Raw genomic sequence first — 13,248 nt, 5'->3', positions numbered from 1 at the left:
AGGCGGACGGGGACCCAGTCGGGTCCCCGTCCCATTTCGCCTGCTTTCGTCACACCCCCCTTCAAGGCGCAGATCATGAAGACACTTACTCTGACCCTGACAGGGGTCCTGCTAGCCACAAGCGCGATGGTCGCGCCTGGCATGACACTCGCACAAACCGAAAACCCTTCGGCTCCGGTCGAGCAGACCCCGGCGGCTCAGTCGCAAACCGACATCGATCAGACGCCGTCCACCGTCGATGAGATTGTGGTTCTTGGCCGTTTCATCCCTGAGCCGAACCGCGCCAGCCCGGAAGTGGCCGCCTTCCTGACGGCCGAAGACCTGCAACGCACCGGCGATTCTTCCGCCGCCGCAGCCTTGACGCGCGTGACCGGCCTGTCGGTCGTCGAAGGCCGGTTCGTGTATGTCCGCGGTCTGGGTGAGCGCTACTCGTCCGCCCTGCTCAACGGCTCACCTCTGCCCAGCCCTGAGCCGCTTCAACGCGTGATTCCGCTGGACCTGTTCCCGTCCGACATTCTGAAGGGCGTTACTGTTCAAAAAACCTACTCGGCCAGCTTCCCTGGTGAGTTCGGCGGCGGCGTCATAGATCTTCAGACTCTTTCAGCGCCGACCGAAGCCTTCTTCACGATGAAGGCGTCTGTCGGCGCGGATACGGAGTTCACCGGCCGAAACAACCTGATCTATTTCGGATCGCGCACGGACTTCACCGGCTTCGACGACGGCACCCGCAGTCTGCCCGGCGGCATCGACCTCGCGTTCCAATCGGGGAATCGGATTCAGGTCGGGCCAAACTACACGGCTGCTCAGCTTCGGACCCTTGGTCAGTCGCTCGAGAACGCTCCACTGCGACTTCTCCAGAAAGAGCAGACACCTGCGAACCTTGGCTTCAGCCTGACGGGCGGCAACGCCATGCAGACCCCGTGGGGGACGCTGGGCGCCGTTTTCGTCGCGGGCTATGACAACAGCTGGAAGGGTCGCCAGGGCGTGCGACAATCCGGTCGTATCGACAGCGGTCAGCTAGTGCTGGCTGACGACTACGTGTTCCGCTCCAACGAGAACAATATCGGTCTCAATCTGTTCGGCTCGCTCAGCCTCGCCGACGACGACAACGAGATTAAGTGGACCAACTTCTACGTCCGAAACACGACAAAGGAAGCCCGCTCGGTCGCTGGATTTGACGACTTGGGCGGCGGCGCCTATCGCCGTACCGACTACACCGAATGGTTCGCCCGTCAGCTGTTCACCACACAGTTGTCCGGCGATCACACGCTAGGCGCGTGGGATTTCACCTGGCGTGTGGCCTATGCGAAGACCTCGCGTGATGCGCCGTATGAGACCCAGTTCGGCTACGGCAAGAACGCAACTGGCGATATTATCCACAACATCCAGACCAACCGTATTTCGTTCAGCAACCTGGACGACACCATCATCTCGGGCGGCGCAGACGTCAGCTATACTCTGCCGCTTTCGGATGCGCGTGAAGCTAAGTTCACCCTAGGCGTGGCGAGCAGCGACAATGACCGTTCGTCGCAGCAGCGTCTGCTTCACTTCATCGCCCCCAACGGCTTGACCCCGGAACAACAGCTTTCGCGCGTCGATTACCTGTTTTCTGATTTCAACATCGGGTCGACGCTTCAGCTGGAAGAAATCACGGGTTCGAACGGCGCTTCGGCATATGATGCGAAACTGCGTGTCAACGCCGTCTACGGTCAGGTCGAGGCCGAGGTCATACCTCTGGTCAACCTAAACCTCGGCGTCCGGTTCGAAGACGGCAAGCAAAGCGTCAATCCGTTCGACCTCTTCGGTGGGGCGACCGGCTTTCTTCCGACTGAAATCAACGAAAGCTATGTGTTGCCGGCGGCGACTGTGACCTGGAACTTCGCCGAAGACATGCAGTTGCGGTTCGGTGCGTCTAAGACCATCGGGCGGCCCCAGTTCCGCGAACTGGCGCCGCAGCAATACACCGACGTAGAGAGCGACAGGACCTTCATCGGGAACCCGTATTTGGTGAACACCGAGTTCCTGAACCTGGACGCGCGGTACGAATGGTATTTCGCTCGCAACCAGTATGTGACGTTCGGGCTCTTCTACAAGGATTTGGACAAGCCGGTTGAATCCAGCGTCGTCGATCAGGGCGCCAGCATATCCCAGACGTTCATCAACGCCCCGAAGGCGATCGTTAAGGGGGTCGAACTGGAGGCGAAGAAGTTCTGGGAGTTCCCGGACAACGGCCTGTCCTTCATTTCCAGCAAACGCTGGCTTGTTTCCGGCAACTACACCTATTCCAACTCTGAGGTGAAGGTCGAAGACGGGGATACCGTCACGACCCAGTCCAGCCTCGGCGTCGCTCAGCCGGCTTCCTTCTACGTCATTGACGGCAGCCGCCTTCAAGGCCAGTCGGACCATGTCGCGAACCTGCAGTTCGGCTGGGAAGACGATACGGCGAGGTCGCAAGCCACGATCATCGTGAACTACGTCTCCAAAAGGACCTCGGCGCGTGGCCGTCCTGGCGAGCCGGACTTGATTCAGGATCCTGGCGTGTTTCTCGATCTGGTGTACCGCAAGGACTTCAGCGTGATCGGTCAAGATCTCGGATTTGCTATTGAGCTGCGCAATCTCCTCGGCACCGACTACGACGAGTATCAGGAACAGGGCCGCAAGATCCGTATCAACAACTACGATCTCGGATCCAGCGCTTCGGTCAGCCTGACGGCGCGTTTCTAAGGCATAGAGCGTCAGGGGTCGATCCAGTCGGCCCCTGGCGTTTTTACGACAATCTATCCGCATGCACCGTAAGTGTCACACGACGTTCTCGCGGATGTCGCATACCAGTGAAGCCGCCTCTCGCCGATTGGTCTAGGAGCGTGAACTTGCCGCGCGCATTGGACGCGACGGCATGTGTCGGGCGCGCAAACGTGATCTCTAAACTTCGCCAGTGGACATCCGCGACTGCGCAGTCTGCGCGCGTTCTTAACCGCGGCTCGCGTCTACGATTGGCGGCTGAGGCTGTCTTGGTCGCCTTGCTTTTAGTTCAAGCCGGGCGTTTGGTGTGGATCGTGGTCGATCCCCGGGCGCCATCCATGGCCCCGCTGCCGCAGCCGCCGATCAAGCCTGCCGACACCAGCATATTTCAACGCTTCGATGCCTTTTTCCGCACAGGCGATGTAAGCAGCCTGGCTGATGTGACGAACACTGACGCGACCCAGCTTCGCCTGTTCGGCGTGCGCAGTGGCGGCTCAGGGGACGGATCCGCGATTATCGGCCTGGCTGATGGCCGGCAGATTTCCGTAGGGGTTGGCGAGGAAGTCGAACCCGGTTTGGTGCTCAAGGAAGTCGGTCAGAACTATGTGACCCTGGCGCGGGGGCAGTCTGTCAGCCGCCTGATCTTCTCTGAAGTGCCCGTTGGCGCGCCGCCTCCGCCTCCGCCGCCAGCCGGCGAACAGGTGGTCGGTCCTATAGCGCCCGCTTCCGCGCCCTCTGCCCCCGTGGCTGTCGTTGATCCGTCTAGACTGATGGCCCAGGCCTCGCTGCGTCCCCGGATGCAGGGAATGGCCATCAAGGGCTTCACGGTTTCGGGTTCCGGCGACCATCTGGCCGCAGCGGGTCTCCAGTCGGGGGACGTGATTTTGTCCGTCAACGGAAATGAACTGACCGGCCTCGACCGGATCGCCGCCCTCCGGGGCCAGCTTGCCAATAGCGCAAATGCCGAAGTCCGTTTCGAGCGAGCCGGCCAAGTGCAGACGACCACCATAAGGACAACTCGGTGAACCGACGCAGTTCCAACCTTCTTGTCGGCGTTTTGTCGGCGATATTGCTCGTACAGGGGCCGATCGCAGCCTCGCCCGCCATCGCCCAATCCGCCAGCCGGCAGACCATGAACGTTCAAGGCGCAGACATCCGCGCGTTCATTCAAGATGTCGCCCGAATGACCGGGCGGACCTTTATCGTCGACCCCGCGGTGACAGGGACCGTCACGGTGACCAGTGACAAGCCACTAAGTCGCGCCGAGCTGTTCGAAGTCTTCCTGTCGACACTGCGCGCCAACGGTCTGGTCGTGACGCCGACAGGGTCAGGCGCATACCGCATCAGTCCAGCGGCCGGTGCGGCGCAAGGCCCGTCGACCGTCGGAACCGAGCGGTTCTCGACCGAGGTATTCCAGCTTCGCAACATCGACGCTGCCTCGGCGGCGGAAACCATTCGACCATTGGTGGGGGCCCAGGGACAGGTCTTGCCGAACCCCGCCGGCAACAGCGTGGTCGTTGCGGACTTTGCCGACAATCTGACGCGTATTCGCGCCCTGATTGGCCGCATCGACGTGGATCGTGGGACATTCGATGTCTTGACGCTGCAGAACTCCTCGGCGCGTGAGATTGCGGCCGTCCTTCAGACGGTTCTTGCACCGCCGGGCGGACAGCCCGGACAAGGCATGGTGTCCGTGACGCCGGTCGAGAGCTCCAACTCCGTTATCCTGCGCGGAGATCCTGCAGCCGTCGCGCGCGTTCGCCCGCTGATCGAAGACCTGGACCGGCGCGCCCAATCGGCGGACGACGTCAAGGTGGTCTTCCTCGAACACGCCAACGCAGAACAGCTTCTGCCCGTCCTGCAGCAGATCGTGGGTCAGCAAGTCACGGCAGCCAGCGCCAATGCCGCGCCTGCAAGCCAGGCCCGGTCGGGCGGAGTCGGTCAGGCGGCGGCTGTGGACACGACAGCATCGGCGCCGACCACCGTATTGCCTGGTCAAAAAGCCACGATCGCGCGTTTCCCCGGTGCAAATGCCCTGGTGATTTCGGCCTCAGCAGATACGCAACGGATGCTCGCCGAAGTGATCCGCCAGCTCGACGCTCGTCGCCAGCAAGTGTTGATTGAGGCGATCGTTGTGGAACTGAGCGATGCGGCGGTCCGCGAGCTTGGCGTGCAATGGGTATTAGCGGGGGAAGACGGCAATCCCGCAGGGCTGACAAACTATCCCAATCGGTCGACCCCTCTGGCGCCGATCGCAGGCGGCGCGGTCGCCGTTCAATTGGACGATCCTAAGGATGCGACCGTCCGTGATCAGCTACAGAGGTTGGCGCTTAACAGTCTGCTGGGTGCGAACGGTTTTGTCGGCGGCGGTGGCGGCCGCATCGGCGACGGCCTGTTCGGCTTTATCATCAATGCGGCGAAGACTGACGAAGGCTCCAACCTGCTGCAGACGCCGTCGCTGATGACCCTCGACAATGAGGAGGCCACAATCCTGGTGGGACAGGAGGTGCCGATCACGACGGGGGAGACGCTGCTCGACGGCAACTCCAATCCCTTCCGAACGACTCAGCGCCAGGACATCGGCGTTAAGTTGACCGTTCGACCTCAGATCAATGCAGGCGGCTCGATCACACTCCACGTGCGTCAAGAGGTGTCGAGCATCAATGGCGTCCTGACGAATTCTTCGTCCGATCTCGTCCTCAACAAGCGAGAGTTGGAGAACACCATGGTCGTCGATGACGGGGCGATTGCGGTCGCCGGCGGCCTGCTCGACCAGAATGACAGGCTGTCGATCGACAAGGTCCCGGGGCTAGGCGACCTGCCCGGCATCGGAGCTCTGTTCCGGTCCTCCAGCCGTCAGCGAGGCCGAACCAACCTGATGATCTTCATCCGTCCGACGATCGTGAGGTCGGAGGCGGACGCCCAAAGGCTGGCCGCTGATCGTTGGGGTTATATGCGCCGGCAGCAAATGAACGCCACGCCAGGTGTTGAGCCCAGCCTGGACGAAATGTTGCGTGAGTATATGCGCGCAACGCCGCCTGAACAGCTTCCAGTCGGCGCCGCCCCTGTCGCATCGGTTGCAGGGGCGCCCCTGCAACCTGTCGCGGATGGCGCTCCGCCCCCTGGCGGTCGCCCATGATTACGCGGATCAATCCGACGCTGCCTTATGGTTTCGCCAAGCGCAGCGGCGTGGTCCTGCTCGAGGCCGGCGAAGTCGCCTCGGTGGGCTTGAGGGAAGGGGCCGACCCGGCGTGTCTCATAGAGGCTCGCCGTGTGCTCGGGCGTCCGCTCAAGATTGAACACATGGATCAGGCGACGTTCGATCGTTATCTGTCGCAGATCTATGCGGGCGACCCATTAGTGACCGGCGACGGCGATGATCTGGGTCTGCCGGGCGGCGGCATGCCCGGCGGTCTGGATAGTCTGATCGACGACATGCCGGCCGCCGCCGATCTTCTGGACACCGCCGACGACGCCCCCGTGATCCGGCTGATCAACGGCGTGATTGCCGAAGCGGTCCGGGCGGGAGCCTCCGACATCCATCTGGAGCCGTTTGAAAACGAGCTGACGATCCGGATGAGGGTGGACGGCGTGCTGCGCGGGGCTCTCAGTCTAAACCCGCGGATCACGCCGCTTCTGGTATCGCGCATCAAGGTCATGGCGCGTTTGGACATCGCCGAAAAACGCGTGCCGCAGGATGGAAGGATTCCGCTCGCCCTAGGGGGCAAGACCTTGGACGTTCGTGTCTCGACACTGCCTTCAAGGGGCGGAGAACGTGTCGTGCTGCGCATTCTCGATAAGGCGCAGGCCGATCTGGATCTGAATCGACTCGGCATGGATCCGCCAGTGCTTGAGGCTTTTCGGGCGGCGCTGACAGAGCCCAATGGCATCATATTGGTGACCGGACCCACGGGATCGGGCAAAACGACCAGCCTCTATGCGGGTCTTTCCCTGCTCAATGATGCGACCCGCAACATTCTGACCGTGGAGGATCCGGTCGAATATGCGATCGACGGCGTGGGCCAAACCCAAGTCAACACCAAGGTGGGGATGACTTTCGCCGCCGGACTTCGCGCCATCCTGCGCCAAGATCCGGACGTGGTCATGGTGGGTGAAATTCGGGACGCCGAGACGGCCAGCATCGCCGTTCAGGCGGCGTTGACGGGACACCTTGTCCTGACAACCGTCCATACGAACGACGCGGCGGGCGCCATCACGCGCCTGCGCGACATGGGCGTGGAACCCTTCCTATTGGCCTCGACTCTTCGGCTGATCGTCGCCCAACGGCTGGTGCGACGACTGTGCGACGAGTGTCGACGTCCGGAACCAGCAGATGTCGCAACCGCCAAACTAGCGGGAGTCGCCGTCGGCCAGATGGTGTGGCGACCGCATGGCTGCGCGCGTTGCAACCAAACGGGCTATGTCGGACGCACAGGTCTCTACGAGCTGATCCGCGTGGACGATCGCGTCCGGCGTTTGATCGCCTCCGAGGCTGGAGAAGAGGAGATCGCCGCGGTCGCGTTCGCGGCGACGGACGGGGGAGGGCGCACCTTGAGCCAGAGCGCCCGTGAACTTGTCGTCGCCGGCGTCACTTCTGTCGAGGAAGCCGTCCGTGTCGCCCGGCAGGAAACCCCGCAGGACGCCGCACACCTTGAGATTCCAGCGTCGCCACAAGGAGTCGCGGCCTGATGGCCTTATTCGACTACGTGGCTGTCGACACGGCGGGCCGAACCGTCACGGGCGCTGTGGCGGCGACGGACGATGCCGCTGTCCGAAAGACCTTGGATCGAAAGCGACTTGTTCCCCTGAGCATCACGCCTTCGACCAGCGCATCGTCCCGCGTCGAACGCGCGCCTTCCGGCAAGCCCGGGCGATTGGGTTCCAAAGCCCTCGCGCTGACGACACGGCAACTGGCGACCCTGGTTTCGGTCGCGCCCATCGAAGAAGCCTTGCGCACGATCGCGCTTCAGGCGGATCGGCCCATGGTGCGAATGATTCTGGAGACCGTGCACGGCGGAGTGATGAGCGGGCGGCGTCTGTCGGATGCGATGGCCCTAGAACCCAGGGCCTTTCCGCCGCTCTATCGCGCGATGGTTTCGGCGGGCGAAACGTCCGGCGCGCTTCAGTCGATCCTTGAGCGCCTAGCCGACAGGCTCGAAATGGATGAACAGGTTCGGGGCAAGGTGATCACGGCCCTGGTCTATCCTCTCGTACTGGCCGTCGTCGCGCTGGGCGTCATCGGGGCCCTGATGACCTTCGTCGTTCCGAAGGTCGTCGATCAGTTCGAAAGCATGGGTCAGACCCTGCCGCTGCTGACGCGCCTGGTTATCGGGGTATCGGAACTGATGCAGAACTGGAGCTGGTTGTTCGCGCTCGTGATCGCCATCGGGGCGCTCGGTGTTGCGGCGCTATGGCGGAACCCGTCCTTCCGACTGACGATCGACAGCCTTCAACTGCGCTTGCCCCTGGTGGGGCGACTGACCCGCGATCTGCATGGCGCAAAGATGGCGCGGACACTGTCGACGATGATCGCCGCTGGGCTTCCGGTTTTGGAGGGTCTGACCATTACCGCCCGCACCGTGTCCAACCGGGCGCTGAGGTGCGCGACCGAGACGATGGCGGATACGGTGCGCGAAGGCGGCGGCCTGTCCAGCGCTATGCGCCGAGCCGACGTTTTTCCGCCCATTCTTGTTTACATGACAGCCTCCGGCGAGAGCAGCGGGCGTCTGGAGCCGATGCTGGACCGCGCCGCCGACTATCTCGAGCGCGAATTCGCGACGTTCACGGCCGTGATGCTGAGCCTGCTGGAGCCGGCGATCATCGTCGTCATGGGCGGGATCGTCTGTTTGATCGTGTTGTCGATCCTGCTGCCCATTCTTCAGATCAATACCCTGGCGATGGGGTGAGGAGTTGCTTGATATGACCCAGGACCAAAAACAGGCGCAACGCCGCCGACGCGCCGGTTTCACCTTAGTGGAGCTGATGGTGGTGATCGTGATCATCGGTCTTTTGGCGACAGTTGTCGCCATCAATGTCCTGCCGGCCCAAGGCAAGGCCATGGTTGGAAAGGCCAAAGCCGATATCTCGACGCTGGAACAGGCGATCGAAACCTATCGGCTCGACAACCTCACCTTCCCGGATAACGCCCAGGGCCTGCAGGCCCTCGTGACAGCGCCCCAAGGCTTGTCGCAGCCCGACCGCTACCGACAAGGCGGCTATGTACGCCGCCTGCCGAAGGATCCCTGGGGCCGCGACTATCAGTATCGCCGCCCCAGCACGCATGGCGGTCAATTTGACGTCTTCTCCTGGGGCGCGGACGGCAAGGAGGGCGGCGAGGGTGAGGATGCGGACCTTGGCAACTGGCAGAGCTAGACCAGGTCGCAGGTCGCGCGGTGGCTTCACCCTGGTCGAGCTGATGATGACGGTCGCCATCATCGCGATGGCCGGCGCCGCCGTCGTGATGGTGGCGCCCGATCCAAGGCCCGCCGTCAGCGCAGAAGCCGAGCGCTATGCCGCGCGGCTGATGAGCGCGCGCGACGAGGCCGTGCTCACTAACCGACCGATCGCCGTAGAGACGACGACGTCAGGCTATGGATTCCAATCCTTCGATGGTCGGGAATGGACGCGGCTCCAAGAGGGTCCGTTCAAATCGGTATCTTGGGAAACGGGCACCATCGCTGAGCCGGGCCAGAATACATTGAGGATCGTCTTCGATCCGACAGGCGTGGCGGAGCCCTATCGACTGACGCTCAGACGCGAGGGCCGACAGCGCGTCGTGATCGTGGACGGCGCCGGCGAGGTCAGTATCGATGACTGATCGACATGCCCTGCGTGGTGGTTTCACCCTGGTCGAGATGCTGGTCGCACTGGCGGTCTTCGGGCTGTCCGCCATGGCTCTGTTAAACCTGGCGGGGGAGAACACGCGCTCGGCGGCGAGGGTCGAAAGCCGAACTCTAGGCGGCGTTGTGGCGGACAACTTGGTTATTGAGGCGTTGATCGCGCCTTCGCTCAGCGATGGCGTATCTAACGGACGCACCCATCTGGCCGGCCGCGACTGGACTTGGACACGGACCGTGACGCCGACCGATGTCGCAGATCTGCAGCGGGTCGAGGTACGCGTTGCAAGTGATGAAGGCCAGGCAGCGGACCGCACGGCCTTGCGCGCGCGGGCCTCATGAGGCGGACTTCAGAACGGGCCGGTTTCAGTCTGGTCGAAGTCATGATCTCGCTGCTGATTTTCGCGTTGATCGCCGCAGCAGGGGCGACGGTGCTGACACAGACCATCGACAACCGTTTCGCTATCAAAACTGAAACGGACCGTACAGGCGACCTGCAGCGTATGCGGGCGCTTCTGAGATCGGATATCGGCCAGGCCGCCGCCCGTCGCACGCGGGGCACGACGGGGCGACCGCAACAACAGCCCATCGTCGGTGCAACGGGGCCGGGCGCCCCGGTCCTGATCCTGGTGAGAGCGGGCTGGTCCAATCCTGGCGAACAGCCGCGCGCCTCGCTTCAACGGGTCGAATACAACCTTGTCGACGACCGCTTGGAGCGCAGGGTTGCGCCGCGCCTAGACGGCTCGCGCGCCGGAGCGGCTCAGGTGCTGTATCGCGGCGTATCGGCTCTCAAGATCAGCTTCATCAGGGACGGGGTCGAGGCGCCGGCCTTTATCTCCAGTGCAGACAAGCCGATGCCGGACGCGGTGCGTCTGGTGATGACGCTGAAGGGTCTGGGCGAGGTCGAGCAGCTGTTTCTGGTGGGCGGTCGATGAGCTCACGAGGTGTAACCAAGGCGCCAGGACGTCGCGAAGGCATGGCCTTGCTCACCGTGCTGCTGCTGGTGGCGGTGATGTCGGTCGTGGCTGTCGCCGTCCTAGATGACGTGCGTTTTTCGGTCAGGCGCGCCTCAAACGCCGAGGGCCAAGCCCAAGCCCAGCTGTATGCCGACGGCGCCGAGTTGCTCGCATTGCGTCAGATTGAGCAACTCATCGCGGCAGGGCCGACCAGGACGCCGTTGGAGCCTGAATGGAACGGTCGCCTCCTGAGCTTTCCGATCGATGGTGGAAATCTGAGTGCTGTCGTGCGCGACGGTCAGAACTGTTTCAATCTTAACAGCGTGGTTGAGGGTCAGGGGGAGGATCTCACGGCGAGCCCTGCCGGGATCGCGCAGTTCATCGCCCTCGGACGAAGCCTCGGTTTGACGGAAGGGTCGGCGCTCGCCGCTGCGGACGGTCTGGTGGACTGGCTGGACGTCGATCCGGCGACACGAGCGGCGGGCGCAGAGGACGGCGCATACGCCGGTTCGGCCGTCCCTTATCGAACCGGCGGCGTGATGCTGGCCGAGGTCAGCGAACTTCGCGCGATCCGCGGGTTCGACGCCGAAACCTACCGCCGTCTGCGACCTTTCGTCTGCGCTCTGCCGGTTGCTCGGCCCAGTGTGCTCAACGTCAACACACTGCAGCCGGAGGCGGCGCCCCTGCTGGTGATGGTGTTGGACGGCAAGATCGGCCTTACGGCAGCGCGCGCCGCGATCGAGGCGCGGCCCCGGAACGGCTGGCCAAGCGTCGACGCTTTCTGGAGCCAGCCTGCGCTTCTCGGCTCTGCGGCCTCTCCGCACGCGCGTGAACAGACGAGCCTTCTCACACGCTATTTCGATCTGCGGATCGATGTCGACTACGGCGGCTCTCGCGCCGTGCGCACCGCCCTTCTATACGCCCCCCCCGAGGGCGGGGCCAAAACCGTCATCCAACGCTGGACCCTCGACGAATGAGTTCCAATACGCGCCTAATCCTGATCCCGGCCCTGGCGTCCGAACCGGCTCCGTTCCTGGTCGTTGCGCCGGACGGCGCGGTCTTGCAGCGCGGCCTGATGACGGTTGATCCGGTCGAGAAGCCCTTGGCCATGCGAACGGTCGTCATTGCGCCGGGCGCCGATGTCCTCGTCCGGTGGGTGGTTGTGCCGGCTGGTAGCGACGTCCAGAAACGCGCAGCAGTCCTTTGGGCTTTACGGGACCAACTCGGGTCGCCGCCAGAAAGCCTTGAGGTCGCTCTAGGCGAAGCCGTTCAGGGCGAGGCCCAGATGGCCGTCATGTTCGACCCGGCCTTGCGCCGGGTTTGGCTGGACTATTGCGATGCGCTCGGTGTCACCGCCGACGTGCTGTTGCCGGACATGCTCGCCGTTCCCGCGCCGCTATCGGACGAGGAGGTCGTGGCGGTGTCGTTCCCGCCCAATGTGGCGCTGCGTGGTCAGGGCCTTGCCGCGACGGTTCAGCCCGATATGGTCGAACTCCTTACCGGGGAGCGCCGGCTTGTCGTTCCGAACATTCATGAAGACGTCGAACGGCTGACGATCCAGGCGTCGCTGCGGCCTATCGTCAATCTGATTGAACGCCGCAGCGCTTCGGTGGGTGGCGGTTGGAGGCGGGTTGCGGCGCTTGCAGGCGTCCTGGTGTTGACGCCGTTGATCCTGACCCTGGCCATGGCGGCGCGTGACGACCTGATGGCGAAGCGAATGCAGGATCAGACCCGTGCGACACTGATGCGGACGGACGCTGATCTCGCGGCGTCGTCCGACCCCAGGGCGGCTCTGGAGCGTCGCCTCATGTCATCGCCCCCAGGCGGAATAACCGGCGTTGCGGCGGCGCTCTTTGCGGCTGTAGAAGCTGTCGACGGCGCTGAACTCGACAGTTTTACCGCCGATCCCGAAGGGGGTGGGCGAGCCACTGTGAGCTATCCCGCGTACGAAGACCTCGATACGATGAAGCGGGCAGTTGCGAGCGTCGGCCTTGTGATGAGCGACCAAAGCACGGTCGATGATGCGGGCCGCGTCGTCAGCGAAGTCCAGATAGGAACTGCGATATGAGCGCCGTGTTTGATCCAGCCACGCGCTGGTGGTGGTCTCGTACGGACCGTGAGCGGCAGATGCTGGCTGTCATGGTCCTTCTGATCGCTGGAGTTTTGATTTGGTTGGTTGTCGTGCGCCCAATGTGGTCCTGGCGCGAGGCTGCAGCGGAGCGGCGTGAGGAGGCGCGCATCACTTTGCTGAAGGTTGACGCTGGCGTAAGGCGGCTGTCCCGCGATCTGGGTCGGGAAGGCTCAAAGGGGTCTTCGGCCGACATTGAGCCTGTGATCCGCCAAAGCGCAGAAGTTGCCGGGCTCGTGGTCACGACCGGAATGGACCCCTCGGGCGGGCTAGGATTCAGAGTGGACTCGACGACCAGCGCGCAGATTTTTCCGTGGCTTGCAGCGCTGAAGGACGAGCATGGGCTGGAAGTGTCGCGCTTGGCAGTAGTCGAGAATGCGGACGCAACCTTGCAAGTCGATGGCGGATTTGCGCCGTCTCGAACGCGAGACGATCTAGAGAAATCACTCTAAATCCAACGAAAGCTAAACTTTTGCATTAAGTGAGCTGCGGAGAATTGATCCGCCAGCCCTCCGGCTGAGCAATGGCTGCAGCCCTTGTTAGCCTCACGGCAAGTACTGCAGAAGCCGATAGTGTGCTTCTTCCC

Annotated in this window: 12 protein-coding genes; all 12 read left to right on the top strand. The window is 63.0% G+C overall.

From position 1 onward, the window contains the following. Positions 1–75 precede the first annotated feature (75 nt). Positions 76–2,724 carry a TonB-dependent receptor domain-containing protein gene (locus JX001_RS11380; protein ID WP_165116522.1) on the top strand — a complete coding sequence of 883 codons (2,649 nt, stop codon included), beginning with the start codon at positions 76–78 and terminating at the stop codon, positions 2,722–2,724. Between the two features lie 269 nt (positions 2,725–2,993). Then, on the top strand, positions 2,994–3,767 hold the full coding sequence (locus JX001_RS11375; RefSeq protein WP_165118649.1) for a type II secretion system protein N: 774 nt from the start codon (positions 2,994–2,996) through the stop codon (positions 3,765–3,767). A 158-nt stretch (positions 3,768–3,925) separates the two neighbouring features. Continuing rightward, positions 3,926–5,881 (top strand): type II secretion system secretin GspD, encoded by a 1,956-nt coding sequence (gspD, locus tag JX001_RS11370; RefSeq protein WP_241004620.1) that lies wholly within the window; start codon positions 3,926–3,928, stop codon positions 5,879–5,881. Beyond that, positions 5,878–7,431, top strand: coding sequence for a type II secretion system ATPase GspE (gene gspE, locus JX001_RS11365; RefSeq protein ID WP_205681117.1), 1,554 nt, complete (start codon positions 5,878–5,880; stop codon positions 7,429–7,431). The genes gspD and gspE overlap by 4 nt, the downstream gene beginning before the upstream one ends. Beyond that, positions 7,431–8,648: a type II secretion system inner membrane protein GspF gene (gene gspF / locus JX001_RS11360; protein ID WP_165116528.1), complete on the top strand. Its 1,218-nt coding sequence runs from the start codon at positions 7,431–7,433 to the stop codon at positions 8,646–8,648. Before gspE ends, gspF begins: the two co-directional genes overlap by 1 nt. Positions 8,649–8,661: 13 nt before the next feature. Next, a complete protein-coding gene (gene gspG, locus JX001_RS11355; protein ID WP_165118651.1) occupies positions 8,662–9,114 on the top strand; it encodes a type II secretion system major pseudopilin GspG in 453 nt (150 codons plus the stop codon). Between the two features lie 43 nt (positions 9,115–9,157). Further along, positions 9,158–9,559: a GspH/FimT family protein gene (locus JX001_RS11350; protein WP_241004619.1), complete on the top strand. Its 402-nt coding sequence runs from the start codon at positions 9,158–9,160 to the stop codon at positions 9,557–9,559. After that, the gene (gene gspI / locus JX001_RS11345) at positions 9,552–9,920 is read left to right on the top strand and encodes a type II secretion system minor pseudopilin GspI (RefSeq protein ID WP_165116532.1); all 369 of its coding nucleotides are present in this window, start codon (positions 9,552–9,554) and stop codon (positions 9,918–9,920) included. The genes JX001_RS11350 and gspI overlap by 8 nt, the downstream gene beginning before the upstream one ends. Next, positions 9,917–10,513: a type II secretion system minor pseudopilin GspJ gene (gene gspJ, locus JX001_RS11340; protein ID WP_205681116.1), complete on the top strand. Its 597-nt coding sequence runs from the start codon at positions 9,917–9,919 to the stop codon at positions 10,511–10,513. The genes gspI and gspJ overlap by 4 nt, the downstream gene beginning before the upstream one ends. 41 nt (positions 10,514–10,554) lie before the next feature. Beyond that, positions 10,555–11,511, top strand: coding sequence for a type II secretion system minor pseudopilin GspK (gene gspK / locus JX001_RS11335; RefSeq protein WP_165116536.1), 957 nt, complete (start codon positions 10,555–10,557; stop codon positions 11,509–11,511). A gap of 83 nt (positions 11,512–11,594) precedes the next feature. Further along, a complete protein-coding gene (gene gspL, locus JX001_RS11330; RefSeq protein ID WP_205681115.1) occupies positions 11,595–12,602 on the top strand; it encodes a type II secretion system protein GspL in 1,008 nt (335 codons plus the stop codon). After that, positions 12,599–13,114 (top strand): type II secretion system protein M, encoded by a 516-nt coding sequence (locus tag JX001_RS11325; RefSeq protein ID WP_165116540.1) that lies wholly within the window; start codon positions 12,599–12,601, stop codon positions 13,112–13,114. Before gspL ends, JX001_RS11325 begins: the two co-directional genes overlap by 4 nt. Positions 13,115–13,248: the final 134 nt, after the last annotated feature.

The organism is Brevundimonas fontaquae (assembly GCF_017086445.1).
In the GTDB taxonomy this organism is placed as follows: Bacteria; Pseudomonadota; Alphaproteobacteria; order Caulobacterales; family Caulobacteraceae; genus Brevundimonas; species Brevundimonas fontaquae.
Note: the sequence above shows the minus strand (reverse complement) of the source record. Positions and strands in the feature narration are given on the sequence as shown.

What these genes read in the sequence shown, in the direction of transcription:
- JX001_RS11380 (WP_165116522.1), top strand. Translation starts at nt 76, where the DNA reads ATGAAGACACTTACTCTGACCCTGACAGGGGTCCTGCTAGCCACAAGC.
- gspD (WP_241004620.1), top strand. Translation starts at nt 3,926, where the DNA reads ATGACCGGGCGGACCTTTATCGTCGACCCCGCGGTGACAGGGACCGTC.
- gspE (WP_205681117.1), top strand. Translation starts at nt 5,878, where the DNA reads ATGATTACGCGGATCAATCCGACGCTGCCTTATGGTTTCGCCAAGCGC.
- gspF (WP_165116528.1), top strand. Translation starts at nt 7,431, where the DNA reads ATGGCCTTATTCGACTACGTGGCTGTCGACACGGCGGGCCGAACCGTC.
- gspG (WP_165118651.1), top strand. Translation starts at nt 8,662, where the DNA reads ATGACCCAGGACCAAAAACAGGCGCAACGCCGCCGACGCGCCGGTTTC.
- JX001_RS11350 (WP_241004619.1), top strand. Translation starts at nt 9,158, where the DNA reads ATGATGACGGTCGCCATCATCGCGATGGCCGGCGCCGCCGTCGTGATG.
- gspI (WP_165116532.1), top strand. Translation starts at nt 9,552, where the DNA reads ATGACTGATCGACATGCCCTGCGTGGTGGTTTCACCCTGGTCGAGATG.
- gspJ (WP_205681116.1), top strand. Translation starts at nt 9,917, where the DNA reads ATGAGGCGGACTTCAGAACGGGCCGGTTTCAGTCTGGTCGAAGTCATG.
- gspK (WP_165116536.1), top strand. Translation starts at nt 10,555, where the DNA reads ATGGCCTTGCTCACCGTGCTGCTGCTGGTGGCGGTGATGTCGGTCGTG.
- JX001_RS11325 (WP_165116540.1), top strand. Translation starts at nt 12,599, where the DNA reads ATGAGCGCCGTGTTTGATCCAGCCACGCGCTGGTGGTGGTCTCGTACG.